Genomic DNA, 15,976 nt, shown 5'->3' with positions numbered 1-15,976 from the left:
ACGCTCCTCGTGCGCACGGAGCGCGCGGGCGCCGACGGCCCCGTCACCGGCTACCTCCTGCGCGTCGGCGCCCTCGACGTGCCCCTCGACGCCGAAGGGACCTTCCGCGTGCATCACAGCGGAGCCCTGGCACGGAACGCCATCCCGGCTTGGCGCCTGCTGGAGCCGGCCGTCGACGCGGATCTCGGCCGCGACGTCGCCGGCAAGGTCGTGCTCGTGGGAACGAGCGCCCTCGGCCTCTCGGACCTGCGCGCGACGCCGCTCAACGCCTTCGAGCCCGGCGTCGCCATCCACGGGGAGGTGATCGAGCAGATGCTCGCGGGCCACGTCCTCGAGCGCCCCCTCTGGGCCGCGGGCGCCGAGTGCCTCGCCGCCGGGCTGATCGCCCTTCTCGTCGTGACGCTCGCCGCCCGCGCCCCCTTGCGCCTCGCGGGCGGGGCGGCGCTCGCCGGCCTCGGCCTCGCGGCGGCCTTCGCTTGGTTCGCCTTCACCCGCGAGCGGCTACTCCTCGACCCGACCCTCCCCGTCGGCGCGATCCTCGCCGGCTTCGGCGCCACCACGCTGACGCGCCACCTCCTCGTCGAGCGGGACGCCACGCGCCTCAGGACGGCCTTCACCCACTACCTCTCGCCGGACCTCGTGGCGGCGCTCGCCCGCGAGCCCGAGCGGCTGAAGCTCGGCGGCGAGACGCGGGAGATGACCTTCCTGTTCACCGATCTCGAGGGCTTCACCGCGATGACCGAGACCCGGGGCGCCGAGGCCTTGGTTGCCCTGCTCAACGCCTATCTCGACGGCCTCTGCGGGGTCGCGATGGAGCATGGCGGCACCGTCGACAAGATCGTCGGCGATGCGGTGCACGTGATGTTCAACGCGCCCCTCGACCAGGCCGACCACGCCGCCCGGGCCGTGACCTGCGCCCTCGCGATGGACGCCTTCGCCACCGCCTTCGCGGCGGCGCGCCGGGCCGAGGGCATCCCCTTCGGCACGACGCGGATCGGCGTGAACACGGGACCGGCGGTGGTCGGCAATTTCGGGGGCACCCGCCGCTTCGACTACACGGCCCACGGCGACGCCATCAACACGGCGGCCCGGCTGGAGGCCGCCAACAAGGCGCTCGGCACCCGCATCTGCGTGGCGGGCACCACGGCCGCCCTCTGCCGGGACATCCCCTTCCGGCCGATCGGCACCCTCTCCCTGCGCGGCAAGGCCCGGCCCGTCGAGGTCTACGATCCGATCACCGCGGAGGCCGCGGCCGACCCGTTCACGCAGCGCTACCTCGCGGCCTATGCGGGTCTCGGCCGGGGCGAGGCGGCGGCGGCCGACCTCATCGCCCTCCACGAGAGCCGGCCGGACGATCCCGTCGTCGCCCTCCACGCCCGCCGCCTGCGGGCGGGCGAGTATTCGACGCGGATCGCCGCGTGAGCGCGCCGCGCTTCGACATTCGCGAAGGATTCGTCCAGGTCCCGTCGCGCTCCCGAGCCTCGATTGCCGATCGATCCCGTGGATCCGCGAGGCTTCTCAGCACCGGCACCGGTTGTCTGCATGCGCGCGGGCTGCTCATCTCGCGGGGACTGCATCGGACGCGAATCAACGTCGAGACCGGCATGGGCCATACGATCACTCCCGTCCGCGCACTTGCCCTGATGAAGGAGTCCGAGAAGCACGGCGGGCATCCCTGCACGCGGCATATCGGCCTGTCGAACGATCAGCTGATGCAGCGGCTGTTCGCGGGCGACGGGGCGAGGGACGGCGGCATCCAGTACGTGTCGACCTTCACGACCGAGGGGGAAGCCGCCCGGGCCGCCTCACAAACCTTCAAGAACGCCGACAAAGTCATCAGCACGCTGAACAGGAACGGCTCGGCCAGCTTCAGCGACATCAGGACCGACGAGGCCTTCAAGGCGCGTTTCGCCCTCGGCGGCGGCGTGAGGGAATTCTACTGCAACCATATGACTCTGGTGCTCTTCCGGCTCGACGGGCAGACCGGCGACCAGTTCTACGTCAAGACCTTCTATCCTCGGCCGCCCAACAGCCTCAGGCTCAATCCGATCCGGGGCAACACGTAGCGCCGCCGCCCACGGCCCCGCCTCCGTCACAGGCTCAGGAACGACGCAGCCAGCCCGAGATCCGTGAGCGCGTGCAGCATCTGGTCGAAGCCCAGGAGCCACCAGAACTGGACCTGGCCCGGATTCCAGCGGGTTCGCCGGGAGATCACGCTCTTGGTGCGGTCGACGCAGAAATGGATCGCGAAATCGACGAGGGCGAGCCACCAGAGGCGCGGCGCCACGACGAGGGCCACGCAGAGCGTCGCGAGGGCGTGGCAGGCCACGTGCGCCGTCAGCGGCAGGAGCCAGCCGCGCTCCTGCTCCTTGCCGCGCGCCATCCAGTCCGTCTGGAGCACGAAGTCGGCGACGTAGTGCTTGACGATCATGGTGCCCGCGAGCACCGCCATCGTCCAGACCGGAACCAGCGCCATCAGCCCCCCGCATGCCGCGCGCTCTCCGCGCCTCACAGATCGGCCCTAGGCGAAACGCGTTCGTTTTTCATTAACCCCCTTGCGCGCAACCGGCCAACGCCGCCTCGCGGCCGCGCGATGCCGGCGGGGCCGGGGCGGCCCTGATCGGCTTTCGTCCGGGGACTGTCGCGGGGCCGCCGGGATGGCACGCCGCTTACCCGTGCGATTCTCGGGAGATGCGATCCTTGGGAGATGCGATCCTAGGGAGCGGCCGGCGATGAGCCTTCCGCCACGGCCTCGACAAGACGCCGTCATCCTCCTGGCCTCGCGGGGCGAGGTTTAGAGCCATCACCGCCACCTGAAACTCCACGAAGCGCTGCGACCTCACCGAGAAGCTCCTCGACATCAAGCGCGAGAAGGGCTCGACCTGGACGTGCATCCAGGAGGAGATCGGCGACGGCATCATGTGGGCGATCGACTTCACCAGGACGATGGAGCGCGAGCCCAACAACAAGGGCGACCGGGTCAAGATGAACCTTTCGGGCAAGTTCCTACCCTACAAGGACTACGGCAACGAGGAGGACGTGCCCGAATACGGCTTCAACGAGGGCTAAAGGCTTCCAGGCCGAGGCGGAGACCCTTTCGGCGTGAGAGGATGCGGCCCAGCCGACGAGATCGCCTCGATGGGCGGATCAGGCTTACGATCGGGATCATGCTCCTACTCGGATCCCGATTGTAAGCCTGCGCCCGAACTGCCACACGGCACGGTGCCCACATCGTTCCGGAGGGATCGTGTCCCGTCTCAGCATCCTCTCCCTGACAGCCGTCGTTCTGGCCCTCCTCGGCCCCGTCCCGGCCCTCTGCCAGACGGCCAGCAACGGCGTCGTGTCCCTCACTGTCAGCGGCTCGCGCGGCGGGAGCATCGACTCCCTCCGGATCCTGGGCGTTGAAACCATCAACACCGCCGATCTCGGGCGCGAGATCCAGGCCTCCCTCTTCTTCGATTCCACTTCACTCCCGCCCCAGGCGAAGACCTGCGAAACCAAGGCTCCGCCCTGGCTGAACCCCCAGGAGGCGGGCGACGAGTGCGGCGTGCCCTCGCAGGTCTACGCGCTCGGCACGTCGGGCCGCAGCGTGAGCGTCGGCAGCTATCCCCGCGAGTGGGCGGGGCGGGGCACGACGTCGGGCCTGCGCATCGAGGGGCACCACACCGTCGGCCCCCTGCCCTACCTCGACGCGCAGGAAGTGATCCGGATGCGGTACCAAGTCCACCGGGACAGGGCCGATGCGCGGCCGTCGAACCTCGCCTTCATGCATGCCGTCTTCGACGGCCTCTCGCGGCCGACGCCCGTCCCGTTCGTTCCAGCGGCCTATTTCGACAGACAAGTCCTCAGCAAGCTCTACGGCCTGTCGATGGACGGCACGGCCTGGACCGACCTCTCGTCGAACGTGTCCACCGCAGCCACCTACGCTCCGTCCCTCTATCGCTTCCGCGCCATGGCCTGGATGCGATCCGACCTCGGCTGGGGGGTCGCGCTCTATGGCCGCTGGACGCTCGATCAGCGCTGCGGCACCCACAAGTTCCCGATGGCGCTGCCGGACCAGACGGACCAATGCCCGAACTTCGCGGCACAGAGCTTCCCGACGCAGGGCACGAACAACCTGTCCCTCGTCGATCAGACCCTGACCGAGCTGAAACCAGGCGCAGGGGTGGAGCTGACTGCCCACACGATCGTGGGGAACCTCGATACGATCCGGGCGGGCGTGAACGCCATCCATGGCCGGGGGCATTAGGGACCTTCGATCTCGGACCTACGGTGCGCCGCGGCCTGGACCCGCTGCCGGAACACGGCGGGTGCGGGACTCCAGGGGCCGGGTACCTGTGCGTCGCCGCGCGGTCCAGGGCAGCCCTTGCTTGACATCGCGGTCCGAACGGGGCCGCGATGTCGGTCCTCTTCCCATCTCAAGACGACGTTCCGCATGGCCGCCCTCACCACCCGACTCTCCGGATACGCGCCCTACGCGCTCGCCGCTCTCCGGATCATGGCGGGGCTCCTGTTCCTCGCCCACGGCTCCCAGAAACTTCTCGGCATCCCGCCGCGGACCAACCCTGCGCCGGAGCTACTCTCGCTGTTCGGTGTCGGCGGAATGCTCGAACTTGTCGGTGGCGCGCTCATCGTGCTCGGGCTCTTCACGCGCCCCGTCGCCTTCCTCCTCAGCGGCGAGATGGCGGTGGCTTACTTCATGTTCCACGCGCCGAAGAACGTCTTTCCGGCCCTGAACGGGGGCGACGCCGCGATCCTGTTCTGCTTCGTCTTCCTCTACCTCGCCGCCGCAGGCCCCGGTGCCTTCAGCCTCGATGAGGGCCGGCGCCGGTCCTGAGAGCCGGCTCTCGCGCCCCGATCCGTCAGCGCCAATTCTTGGCGACGGCGCTGCGCACGGCGTCCGAGATCGCGACGTCGAAGACGATCATCTCTTCGAGGCTCGACAACTTCCTCAACCGGTCGGCAAGGTCGAGCACGGCGGCCGGGACGGGATGAGCCTGCGGCGCCGTCTCCTCGATACCGAGCCGGTCGAGGAGGCTCGCCATGAACGCCTCGTAATGGTCGCGGTGGCCGACGAGCCCGATATGCGCCAGGGTCTCGATCGCCGCGATCGAATGGCTCGGCCGAAGCTCGATATCGGGCAGCGACGTGCCGAACTGGCGTGTGAAGGGGTTGTACAGGAGCTTGTAGACCGTCTCCGGCATCGTCTGGAACAGGCGCTTGAGACCGCGCGACGTGGACATGTCCTGCTCGCCCACGAAGGACGCCGCGTCGACGAGGCGTCCGAGGCGCCAGTTCTGGGCCGGGTCGGCGGCGAGCGCGGCGCGCTCCCCGAGCCAGGTGAGACGTGCCGCCATCTCCACGTAGGGATCGTGAACGAGGACGGCGGTCAGCCAGCGCTCGGATGGGAAATACGGCTCGTAGCGCTGGACCAGCAGCCCACCCGAGACGCAGCACGAGACCAGGGCCGGGTTGCCGCAGACGGATTGCAGCATGTCGTCGCTGAGCTTTTCGAGCCCGAAATAGCTCTGCCGGAAATGCCGGAACAGCAGGGACTGGATGACGGTCTCCGGGATGATGCTCGTGTTGATGAGCAGCAGCCGGTGCGCGACCGTCGTGTCCTCCGGGACGCGCCGATGAACGAGCACGTTGGTTTCGGTGTCGTAGATTTCGAGCCGCGGGAAGCCGGCGAGGCCCGGGACCTCGGCCTCGGTGATCATGAAGGTGCATTGTCCGGTCGCGTGCCAACCGAACTTGCGGAAGTTCTCGTCGAACAAGGTTGCGGACACCTCCGCCACCCGCTGACCCTCGACGCTGACGACGACGCGGCTGATGGCGGTCGGATGGTCGGGGACGACCCAGCCTCGGATGGAATCACCTCTGTCGTGATCGATGAAGAAGCGCATTTCCTCTCACCGTTGCGCCGATGGACGCTCGGGCAGGGGCCCGGCCGTCCGTGGGCAGCCGCAGCGGACTCCGTTCCGCGCCGGAGCGGCGGGACGACCGGCGGGCTTGTCGCACGCCCGTGCCGCGGATGCAGCCGGCGCTCGGGTCACGGAACCGGGGGGCAAAGCGGTCAGCTCGTGCTGGCCGGCGCCGACCGCGCCGGGGTCGCCGGCGCGCGGCCGGCCTCCACCCGTCCGAGCCCCGGCCGGACGCGAGCCTTCGGGAAGTTGACCGAGAACCGCTTCGGCCGATGGTCCATCGGCCCATGTGAGCCGAGGAGCGGGTTGTAGAAGCGGTCGCCCTCGGCGAGGAGACCGGCCCAGCGCTCGTGGAAGCGCCGGTCGTCCTCCGGGTGGTCCACGCCGCCGGCCGCCCGACGCGTGGCGGATTCGTGGTGGTAGAGCACGGACGCCGCGTCGTTCAGGACCTTGAGGCCAGCCTGCCCGACGCGCAGGCTGAGATCGGTGTCGTTGAAGCCGACCGTGAAGCCCTCGTCGAAGCCGCCGACCCGGCCGAAAACCTCCGCGCGCATCATCAGGAAGGCGGCGGTGACGGCGGAGTATTCGCGCGTGCTCACGAGCATCCCCATCGGGCCTGCGTTGCGCCTGCCATCGCGGTTTCGGAAGGGGGCGGACCTGTGGGCATGGTCGGCCGGCCGCCCGTGCAGGCCCAGCACCACGCCCGCGTGCTGCACCGTGTCGTTCGGGTAGAGCAGCGTCGCGCCGACCGCGCCGACGTCGGGGCGCCCCGCCAACGAGCGCATCCGGCCGAGCCAGCCCGCCTCCCGCGCCTCGATGTCGTTGTTGGAGAACAGCAGGAAGGGCGGCAGGGCGCCGTGGCGTTCCTCGTAGAACGCCACGGCACGGTTGTTCATGCGGGCGTAGTTGAAGGACCCGCTGTAGCGGAAGGTGGTGAAGCGGTGTGCGTTGGCCTCGAGGTAGCGGATCGTCTTCGGGTCGTCGGATTCGTGGTCAATCACCAGAATCTCGAGCTCCCCAGGCTGGGTCGTCCGCTCCAGGGAGTCGATGCACTGCGCGAGCAGGTTGGCGCGGTTCTTCGTGGGGATGATGACGAGGGTATTCCCGCCCGGATCGGGGAAGCGCGCCTCGTAGTGGTTGAACAATTCGGTCGGCACCGCGTGGGCGCCCGGGCAGACGCGGGAGAGATGGCGGTTGAGGGCCCCGGTCGTGGCCTCCGTCACCCGATCCATCAGGGCGTGGCCGGCGCTCGCGCTGTGGGTTCGCCAGCGGTAGAGGAGCGCCGGCACATGGGCCACGGACCGCGCCCGCTCGATCGCCCGCAGCACGAAATCGACGTCACCCGAGATCGTCATCCCCTCATCCCAGCCGCCGATCGCGCGGGCGAGGTCGGTTTCGACGCAGATCGGGTGAACGACGTAGGGGTGATTGATGTAATAGTCCCAGCTGAAGGCCGGGCGGAGCTGCGGGTTGCGGATCGCCGACAGGGACTCGCCTGCCACGATCTCGTCGGCGCAGATCAGCTCGGCCCCGGTTCGGGCGGCGTTGAGGAGATGGAAGACCGCGTCGGGCTCCAGGCAATCGTCGTGGTCGAGGAACGTGATGTGCGTGCCCGTGGCCGCGCGGATGCCAACATTCGTCGCCCGGGCAATGCCAAGGTTCTCGGCGTTGCGCAGCACTCGGATGTTGGCGTGCGCGCCGGCGAAGGAGTCCAAGACCCGCCGCGTCTCCGGGTTCGCGGAGCAGTCATCGACGCAGATCAGCTCCCAGTTCGGGCACCATTGCGCGACCACGCTCGACAGGCATTCGGACAGCCAGTCGGGCGGCGTGTTGTAGACGGGGACGATGATCGACAGGCGCCGCCCCGCCACGGTGCGGGCGAGGCGCTCGCCGAGGCGCTCGCGGAAGCGTCCGGTGACGCGGTCGCGCCTCTCCAGCCAGCGGGGCAGGTCGCTGTTCGTCGCCGGGTCGAGGCGCTTGGGCGAACCGCCGAGCTCGTGCCACGTGCCGGCAAGCCGCGCCCGCAGGCGCCGGACCCCCTTCAGCTTGGCGATGGGAAGCTCGGCGATGAAGCCGGCGACGCCGCTGCCGTGGCCCGCCGCGGCGATGTCGGGGCGGAAGATCTCGGCCGTGGCGGTGTGGATGACGCGGCCGTTGACGAGAAATTCGACCGCGGCCGGCGTGTCGGGGAGCTTCGGGTTCCAGACCCAGCCGAGCGCGACGTTCCCGAAGATTCCATCGAAATGGCCGACGGTCCGGCGCTTCTGGAAGGTGGCTGTCCGGATCCAGCGCGGCAGCAGCGTGAAGCGCAGCGTGTCCCAGATGTCGGCGAGTTGCCGCCAGTTCGTCTTCCACCGTCGAGTCACGGGTTCGGCATCTCCTTCGGGGCCCGAATGCCTTTACGGTCCGGCGTGACCCGAGCCCGACCGGCGGGATGCAGGGCCGGCAGGCGATCGTCGGACGCCCGGAGGGCGCCCGAGGCAGCCTGCGCCGCGCGCAGGCAAGAGACGGCTTCTTGCACTGGACCCGGCACGGGACGCAAGAGGCCCCTCACGGAACGCAAGAGCCCCCGTCTCAGCTGCTGTCGGCGCCGAGGGCGGCCAGGATGCGGGCCCAGGAGCGGGTGCCCTTGTGGAAGCTCCGGAGCTCGTACTTCTCGTTCGGCGAGTGGATGCGGTCGTCGTCGAGGCCGAAGCCGATCAGCAGGGTGTTGCGGTCGAGGATCCGCTTGAAGTCGCCGACGATCGGGATCGAGCCGCCCGCCCCGACCGTCACGGGGGTAACGCCCCACTCGGCCTCGAGCGCGGCCCGGGCCGTCTCCAGCTCCGGCATGTCGAAGGGCAGGCTGATCGCCCGCGAGCCCTTGTAGCAGATCACCTCGACCGAGCAGTCGGCGGGCACCCGCTCGCGCACGTAGGCCTCGAAGGTCCTGGCCAGCGCCTCCGGGTCCTGGTCGTCGACGAGGCGGAAGGAGACCTTGGCGCTCGCCTCGCCGGCGATCACGGTCTTCGTCCCCTCCCCCGTATAGCCGCCGATGATGCCGTTGACGTCGCAGGCGGGCCGCGACTGGATCTGCTCGATCAGCATCCGCCCGCGCTCGCCGGCGGGCTCCTTCAGGCCGATCGGCCCGAGGAACTTGTCCGGGCTGAGATCGAGGCCGCGCCACTGCTCCAGGATCTCGGGCGGCGTCTCGCGCACGCCCTCGTAGAAGCCCGGCAGGGTGATGCGCCCATCCGCGTCGTGGAGCCCCGCGATGATGCGGGCGAGCACGTGGATGGGGTTGGCCGCCGCGCCCCCGAAGAAGCCCGAGTGCAGGTCGCGGTCGGCGCAGCGCACCTTGACCTCGAAATAGGCGAGGCCGCGCAGGGAGGTGGTGATGGCGGGCGTTCCCGCGTTCCACATGCTGGTGTCGCAGACGAGGACGATGTCGGCGCCGAGCCTGTCGCGGTTCGCCGCGACCCATTCGGGCAGGCCCTGCGAGCCGTTCTCCTCGGCGCCCTCGACCAAAATGGTGACGCCGCAGGGCAGCTCGCCCGCCATCGCCTTCCAGGCCCGGCAGGCCTCGACGAAGGTCATCACCTGTCCCTTGTCGTCGGAGGCGCCGCGGGCGACGATGCGCTTGGCCCCATCGGGCCCCTCGGCGATCCGCGGCTCGAAGGGCGGCGTCTCCCAGAGATCGAGGGGATCGACCGGCTGCACGTCGTAATGGCCGTAGAACAGGACGTGCGGGGCGCCGGGTTTCGGCGCGTGGGCGAACACGACCGGGTGCAGGGAGGTCTCGCCGATCGTGGTCTCGAAGCCGAGGGCGTCGAGCGTGCCGGCGAGCCATTGCGCGGCCCGGCGGCACTCGCCCGCATAGGCCGGGTCCGTCGAGATCGAGGGGATCCGCAGGAACTCGAACAGGCGATCGAGCGCGTTGTCGAGGTCGCGGTCGATATCGTTGAGGATCGGGTCGAGCGCAGCCATCGGTCCTTCCTTCGTCGGGGTTCCCATGCCGCAATCCGGTCGAGACTGGGATCGGGCCTAGCGTTAGCCGAGCCCGGCGGGAAACGGAATCGTCCCCGTCAATAACCGGACGTTGCAGCCACGCCGCAGTACGACCTGGGAACAGGGTCACCTTGGAACGGTTATCGAGTGGCCTCGGGCAGGGCGCGCCTTCGCGCGCCGCCGCGGCCCCAGCTTCGCCGCCCGGTGCGGCGCGCGGCTCTCGAATTCCGACCGGCCCGCAATCCGGCGCGGCCGGCCTCAAGCCATGTGGGACATTCCATGCTCATCGAAAGCGGTTCGCCCATAGCCGCCGACACGAAGGTCGAGATCGGCCTCACCATCAACGGAGAGGCGCGCCGGCTCCAGGTCGCGCCCTGGACCACCCTCCTCGACCTGCTGCGGGAGCAGCTCGACCTCACCGGCACCAAGAAGGGCTGCGACCACGGCCAGTGCGGCGCCTGCACGGTGCTGGTGAACGGGACCAGGGTCAATTCCTGCCTCGCGCTCGCCGTGATGAAGGACGGGGCCGAGATCACGACCGTCGAGGGCCTCGCCAAGCTGTCCGGCGGCAACGGGCTGCATCCGCTGCAGGAGGCGTTCGTCGAGCACGACGCCTTCCAGTGCGGCTACTGCACCCCGGGCCAGCTCTGCTCGGCCGCCGGCGTGCTCGCCGAGGGCCACGCCCGGACCCGCGACGAGATCCGCGAGGCGATGAGCGGCAACATCTGCCGCTGCGGCGCCTACACCAACATCGTCGACGCCATCGAGGACGTGATCCAGTCGGGAGCCCAGGGATGAACCGCTTCGATTACGTCCGCGCCGGCACGGTCGAGGAGGCCGTGCAGGCGGTCGCGTCGGGGGCCAACGCCCGCTTCATCGCCGGCGGCACCAACCTCGTCGACCTGATGAAGTACAATGTCGAGCGGCCGGGCCGCCTCGTCGACATCACGCGGCTGCCCCTCGACCGGATCGAGGAGCGCGACGGAGCCTTGCGCATCGGCGCCCTCGCGACGAACGCGGCGGTGGCCTACGACGAGCGGGTGAAGGACCGCTACCCGGTCCTGTCGAGCGCGATCCTCGCCGGCGCCACGGGGCAGTTGCGCAACGCCGCGACCACCGGCGGCAACCTGCTGCAGCGGACCCGCTGCTACTATTTCTACGACGAGGGCACGCCCTGCAACAAACGCCTGCCGGGCTCCGGCTGCGGCGCCATCGGCGGCGTCAACCGCATCCACGCGATCTTCGGCACGAGCGACAAGTGCATCGCGACGCACCCCTCCGACATGTGCGTGGCGCTGGCGGCGCTGGAGGCCACGGTGCGGGTCACCGGGCCGTCGGGCGAGCGCACCATCCCGCTCGCCGAGTTCCACCGCCTGCCGGGCGACGAGCCGGAGCGCGACACCACGCTGAGCGCCGACGAGATCGTCCTCTCCGTCGACCTGCCGGCGGAGGGATTTGCCGGACATTACACCTACCTCAAGCTGAGGGACCGCCTGTCCTACGCCTTCGCCCTGGTCTCGGTCGCCGCGGTGATGGAGCTCGACGGGCAGACCATCAAGGCCGCCCGATTCGCCCTCGGCGGCGTCGCCCACAAGCCCTGGCGCAACCCGGAGGCCGAGGGGCTCCTCCTCGGCAAGCCCGCCACCCGCGAGACCTTCGCGGCGGCCGCCGACCGGGTCGTCTCGGAGGCGACACCCCACTCCGAGAACGGCTTCAAGGTCGAACTCGCCCGCCGCGCCATCGTGCGCGCCCTGGAGCAGGCCGCCGCCGGCACGCCCCAGTCGCAGACCGACAAGCGCATCGCCTGAATCCGAGAGAATCCATGGCCAGCAGCCCCGAACCCTATTTCGGCACCGCCCGCAGCCGCGTCGACGGACCCGCCAAGGTCACCGGCCAGGCGAAATATGCCGGCGAGTTCGAAGCGCGCGATCTCGCCCATGGCTACGTGGTCTCGTCCGGGATCACCCGCGGGAAGATCGCGGTCATCGACACCGCGGAGGCCGAGGCCGTGCCCGGCGTGATCAAGGTGCTCACCCACGAGAACCGGCCGCGCACGGCCTGGCTCGACTACAATTACCAGGACGCGGTCGCCCCGCCCGGCTCGCCGTTCCGCGCCCTCTACGACGACAAGATCCATTTCAGCGGCCAGCCGGTCGCCCTCGTCGTGGCAGAGGATTTCGAGACGGCGCGCTACGCCGCCTCCCTCGTGAAGCTCTCCTACGAGGCGGAGGAGCCCGAGACCGACGTGGCGCGCAAGCGCGACCTCTCCTACACCCCGCCGATGAAGCGGGCCGGCATCAAGCCGCCGCCGAAGCCGTGGGGGGACGCGGATGCCGCCTTCGACGGCGCCCCGGTCAAGGTGCAGCAGGAGTACCGCCACGCCATCGAGTTCCACAACCCGATGGAGCCCCACGCCTCGACCGTGATCTGGGAGGGCGACGGGCGCCTCACCGTCTACGACAAGATCCAGGGCGTCTCGAACAGCCAGGGCTACCTCACCGGCGTGTTCGGCCTGAAGAAGGACGAGGTGCGGGTGCTCAACCCCTATCTCGGCGGCGGCTTCGGCTCGGGGCTGCGCCCGCAATACCAGCTCTTCCTCGCCGTGATGGCCGCGCGCGAGCTCGAGCGCTCCGTGCGGGTGACGCTGACCCGCGACCAGATGTTCACCTTCACGCACCGTCCCGACGTGCTGCAGACCGTCTCGCTCGGCGCCGGCCCGGATGGCGCCCTGCAGGCCCTGCGGCACGATGCGGTCTCGGGCACCTCGCGCTACGAGGATTACCAGGAGGTCGTCGTCAACTGGTCGGCGATCCTCTACCGGTGCGAGAACGTCGCGCTCACCTACAAGCTCACCCATCTCGACCTGCCGACCCCCGGCGACATGCGGGCGCCGGGCGCGGTGACCGGCGTCTTCGCCCTCGAGACCGCGATGGACGAGCTCGCCTACGCGACCGGGCAGGACCCGATCGCCCTGCGGCTCAAGAACTACAGCGAGCGGGACCAGACGGAGGACAAGCCCTTCGGCTCGAAGGAGCTGCGGGCCTGTTTCGCGGAGGGCGCCGAGCGCTTCGGGTGGAGCAAGCGCACGCCTGAGCCCCGCTCCATGCGGGAGGGCAAGGAACTCGTCGGCTGGGGCATGGCGACGGGCGTCTGGGAATCGCTGATGCAGCAATCGAGCGCGCAGGCGACCCTGACCGCCGACGGCAAGCTCGTGGTCGGGAATTCCACCGGCGACATCGGCACCGGCACCTACACGATCCTGACCCAGATCGCGGCCGACGCGCTGGGCCTGCGCATGGAGGACGTGACCACGAAGCTCGGCGACACGGCGCTCGCCGAGGCACCCGTGGCGGGCGGCTCGTGGACGGCCGCCTCCTCGGGCACCGCCGTGATGAAGGCCTGCCGCACCATCGCGAACCAGGTCTTCACGATGGCGCGCCGGATGGACCACTCGCCGCTCGCCAACGTCGATTTCGACCGCGTCGTGTTCAGGGACGGCCGTATCGCCGTGGCCGACGACCCCACCCGCAGCGTCTCGCTCGCAGAGGCGATGAAGGCCGGCGGCGTCGACAGGGTCGAAGCGACCGAGTCGGCCGGCCCGGATTCGAGCCACCAGAAGGAATTCTCGGCCTACACGCACTCGGCGATATTCGCCGAGGTGAAAATCGACGAGGAGTTGGGCCAGGTGCGCGTCACCCGCGTGGTCAGCGCCATCGCAGCGGGCAAGGTCATCAACCCGAAGACCGCCCGCAGCCAGATCCTCGGCGGCGTGGTGATGGGGATCGGCGGCGCGCTGGAGGAGGAGGCGATGCTCGACCACCGCCTCGGCCGGGTCATGAACCACAATCTCGGCGAGTACCACGTGCCGGTCCACGCCGACATCTACGACATCGACGTGATCTTCGTCGACGAGGTCGACAAGGCGAACCCGATGGGCGTGAAGGGGCTCGGCGAGATCGGCATCGTCGGCACGATGGCGGCGGTGGCCAACGCCGTGTTCCACGCCACCGGCAAGCGCATCCGCGAATTGCCGATCACGATCGACAAGATCATCGGCTGAAGGCGGCTCCTCCGCCGGGACCTCGCCAGCCGGCGACCGGCGGGGCCTTCAAACCCGGCCGGGCTCAGCCGGCGCGGGCGAGGACGATCTCGGTCTCGGCGGAGACGACGCGGTCGCGGCCGGAGGATTTCGCCTCGTAGAGGGCGATGTCGGCGCGCTTCAGCAGGCCCGCCACCGTCTCGCCCTCGCTCCAGCCGCTGACGCCGAAGCTGCAGGTGAGTCGCACCGGCCCGCGGCTGCCGCGGATGCGCAGGTCCCGCGCGAGGAGGCGCAGGCGGCCGGCATGGGCCTCCCCCTCCTCCAGGGAGCGGTGGGGCAGGGCGACGGCGAATTCCTCGCCGCCGAGCCGGCCGACGATGCCCTCCGCGCCGATCAGGCGGGCGACGGCCTGGATCGCGGCGTCGCCGACATCGTGGCCGTGCTCGTCGTTGATGCGCTTGAAATGGTCGATGTCGACGAGGATGGCGGCCATCCGGCCGTGATTGCCGACCCGGTCGGCCGCGGCTTCCATCCGGGCGAAGAAGGCCCGCCGATTGAGGAGGCCGGTCAGCGGGTCCGTCTCCGCGAGGCGGATCAGCTCGTCCTGCAGGGTGGTCAGGCGCTCGGCGGCGCGCAGGCGCGCGTGCAGCTCCTCGGCGCCCGGAGGCTTCTCGATGAAGTCGTCGGCGCCGCTGTCGAGGGCCTCGGCGAGGTTGCGGGCGTTCCGGGCGGAGGACATCGTGACGACATAGAGGGGGCGGCGGGCCTCCGCGAGGAGGCGGGCGGACCAGCACAGCTCCAATCCGCTGAGAGGCCGCACCTCCAGGCTCGTGATCAGCACCCGGACCGAGGCGGTCTGGGTGAGGAAATCCAGGGCCTCCTGAGAATCCGTGAAGGCATCGACCCGGTGGCCGCGCGGCTCGAGCAGGCCGGCAACAATCTTCAGCACCACGCGACTCGAGTCGACGATGACGATATGCATGGGAGGCCAAACTCGTTACCCGCGAACCTCGCGATCCTGGGTCTGAAGTCTTAATTTGTCGCGAAGACCGGATGTGCCGGGACGATTTTCGCAACTACCGAGTGTGGCCGTGACCGAGCCCGAACCGCGATCCTCCGACAGGGCGGATGCCCCGCCCGTTACGCCGGACGGCCGCTACATCGTGGTGCGCGGCCGCCTCTGGCGCCGCGCGAACCCGGCCCTCGGCGAGGAGCGCCGCGGCGTGCTCGTCCGGGCGCTGATGGCGGGGCGCCGGGCCGTCCGGGAGGCGCAGGAAGCCGGGCGCCGGGGCGAGGCCGATGCGGCGGCACGGCTCGCCGAGGCGCGGGCCGCCGTCGATGCCGCGAAGATCGGGCTGGGGGAGCGCGGGCCGGTCTGGTGGGAGGACGGGGCGCCGGACGAGAACCGGCGCCTCGCGCGCAACACCGGCTATGCCGCGTGGTATGCGGGCCTCGAAGCCGCCGGGGCGGCGCCCGTCAGCGGCGAGCGGCCTGCGGGCCGGAGCGGGGCACGGAGACGGTGATCACGCGGGCTCCGCCCGCCGAGGCCGGCGCGGCCTCGAACCGAGACCATTCCCCGTCCCGTCCACGGGAGAGGATGCGCGCCTTGCCCGGCGCGCGGGTCCGAGCGGCGGGCGCGTCGATCACGTAGACCGTGGGCTCCCCGACGGGTGCCTGGCGCTTGCCGGAGAAGGTCGGCACGCCGTAGGTGCCGTAGGTCCAGGGGGCCGGCACGATCTGGCTCGGCCGCGGCACCCGGGTGAAGGGCGCGCCGATATAGGAGCCGCCGATGAGACCGTCCGCGTAGCCGTAACCGCCGCCATAGCCGAGGACGACGCCACTCCGGTCGCCGTAGGGGTCCGCGAGGGCCGGGCCGGTCGCGAGGGCGAGGCCGAGGGCGACGAGGGAACGGAGGGAACGGACCTCGGGCATGCGGCGGCACTCCAACGCGACGACGGGAATCCGGGAAACCGTCGAGGTGCAGCCTCGTTCCGCAAACCCGGCCGAGCCAGCCGCGCAGAGTGCG

Annotated in this window: 14 protein-coding genes and 1 pseudogene; 9 read left to right on the top strand and 6 right to left on the bottom strand. The window is 70.2% G+C overall.

The window, feature by feature from the left end; all coding sequences use genetic code 11:
* Window positions 1–1,422, top strand: a 1,422-nt coding sequence (locus tag E1J50_RS17945; RefSeq protein WP_132255204.1) for an adenylate/guanylate cyclase domain-containing protein, incomplete at its 5' end; no start/stop codon positions are given.
* Complete coding sequence (locus E1J50_RS17940) at window positions 1,419–2,066, top strand: RNase A-like domain-containing protein (protein WP_132255203.1); 648 nt, start codon at window positions 1,419–1,421, stop codon at window positions 2,064–2,066. The genes E1J50_RS17945 and E1J50_RS17940, both read left to right, overlap by 4 nt.
* Before the next feature lie 26 nt (window positions 2,067–2,092).
* Here the strand turns inward: E1J50_RS17940 and E1J50_RS17935 are convergent, their stop codons facing one another.
* Entirely contained in the window at window positions 2,093–2,476 is a 384-nt protein-coding gene (locus E1J50_RS17935) for a DUF3307 domain-containing protein (protein ID WP_245516629.1), read from the bottom strand.
* A gap of 413 nt (window positions 2,477–2,889) precedes the next feature.
* On the opposite strand from E1J50_RS17935, the pseudogene E1J50_RS17930 reads away from it, so the two are divergent.
* The 3 genes and pseudogenes from E1J50_RS17930 to E1J50_RS17920 all read left to right on the top strand — a co-directional run.
* A pseudogene (locus E1J50_RS17930) lies at window positions 2,890–3,069 on the top strand (cyanase); the annotation flags it as partial.
* Between the two features lie 178 nt (window positions 3,070–3,247).
* The gene (locus E1J50_RS17925; protein WP_132255201.1) at window positions 3,248–4,249 is read left to right on the top strand and encodes a hypothetical protein; all 1,002 of its coding nucleotides are present in this window, start codon (window positions 3,248–3,250) and stop codon (window positions 4,247–4,249) included.
* 186 nt (window positions 4,250–4,435) lie between these two features.
* The gene (locus E1J50_RS17920) at window positions 4,436–4,837 is read left to right on the top strand and encodes a DoxX family protein (protein ID WP_132255200.1); all 402 of its coding nucleotides are present in this window, start codon (window positions 4,436–4,438) and stop codon (window positions 4,835–4,837) included.
* Window positions 4,838–4,862: 25 nt separating this feature from the next.
* On the opposite strand, the gene E1J50_RS17915 is transcribed toward E1J50_RS17920, so the two are convergent.
* From E1J50_RS17915 to E1J50_RS17905, 3 genes are all read right to left on the bottom strand, one after another.
* Complete coding sequence (locus E1J50_RS17915; RefSeq protein WP_132255199.1) at window positions 4,863–5,906, bottom strand: hypothetical protein; 1,044 nt, start codon at window positions 5,904–5,906, stop codon at window positions 4,863–4,865.
* Window positions 5,907–6,076: 170 nt separating this feature from the next.
* Window positions 6,077–8,290: a glycosyltransferase gene (locus E1J50_RS17910; RefSeq protein ID WP_132255198.1), complete on the bottom strand. Its 2,214-nt coding sequence runs from the start codon at window positions 8,288–8,290 to the stop codon at window positions 6,077–6,079.
* A 208-nt stretch (window positions 8,291–8,498) separates the two neighbouring features.
* Window positions 8,499–9,890 (bottom strand): M20/M25/M40 family metallo-hydrolase, encoded by a 1,392-nt coding sequence (locus tag E1J50_RS17905; RefSeq protein WP_132255197.1) that lies wholly within the window; start codon window positions 9,888–9,890, stop codon window positions 8,499–8,501.
* A gap of 300 nt (window positions 9,891–10,190) precedes the next feature.
* Here E1J50_RS17905 and E1J50_RS17900 point away from each other — a divergent pair, with 300 nt between their 5' ends.
* The 3 genes from E1J50_RS17900 to E1J50_RS17890 are packed head-to-tail and all read left to right on the top strand — an operon-like array spanning window position 10,191 to window position 13,971.
* Entirely contained in the window at window positions 10,191–10,709 is a 519-nt protein-coding gene (locus E1J50_RS17900; protein WP_132255196.1) for a (2Fe-2S)-binding protein, read from the top strand.
* A complete protein-coding gene (locus tag E1J50_RS17895; RefSeq protein ID WP_132255195.1) occupies window positions 10,706–11,719 on the top strand; it encodes an FAD binding domain-containing protein in 1,014 nt (337 codons plus the stop codon). The genes E1J50_RS17900 and E1J50_RS17895 overlap by 4 nt, the downstream gene beginning before the upstream one ends.
* A 14-nt stretch (window positions 11,720–11,733) precedes the next feature.
* Window positions 11,734–13,971: a xanthine dehydrogenase family protein molybdopterin-binding subunit gene (locus tag E1J50_RS17890; RefSeq protein ID WP_132255194.1), complete on the top strand. Its 2,238-nt coding sequence runs from the start codon at window positions 11,734–11,736 to the stop codon at window positions 13,969–13,971.
* 64 nt (window positions 13,972–14,035) lie between these two features.
* Here the strand turns inward: E1J50_RS17890 and E1J50_RS17885 are convergent, their stop codons facing one another.
* On the bottom strand, window positions 14,036–14,932 hold the full coding sequence (locus E1J50_RS17885; RefSeq protein WP_132255193.1) for a GGDEF domain-containing response regulator: 897 nt from the start codon (window positions 14,930–14,932) through the stop codon (window positions 14,036–14,038).
* A 109-nt stretch (window positions 14,933–15,041) separates the two neighbouring features.
* Between E1J50_RS17885 and E1J50_RS17880 the strand changes: the two genes are divergently transcribed.
* Window positions 15,042–15,473 (top strand): hypothetical protein, encoded by a 432-nt coding sequence (locus E1J50_RS17880; protein ID WP_132255192.1) that lies wholly within the window; start codon window positions 15,042–15,044, stop codon window positions 15,471–15,473.
* Here E1J50_RS17880 and E1J50_RS17875 read toward each other — a convergent pair.
* Window positions 15,427–15,882, bottom strand: a complete 456-nt coding sequence (locus E1J50_RS17875) for a hypothetical protein (RefSeq protein ID WP_132255191.1) — start codon at window positions 15,880–15,882, stop codon at window positions 15,427–15,429. The two genes, E1J50_RS17880 and E1J50_RS17875, sit on opposite strands and share 47 nt — an antisense overlap.
* Window positions 15,883–15,976 lie beyond the last annotated feature (94 nt).

This window comes from Methylobacterium segetis (assembly GCF_004348265.1).
GTDB classification, from domain to species: Bacteria; Pseudomonadota; Alphaproteobacteria; order Rhizobiales; family Beijerinckiaceae; genus Methylobacterium; species Methylobacterium segetis.
This window is presented reverse-complemented; position numbering and strand designations above follow the sequence as displayed.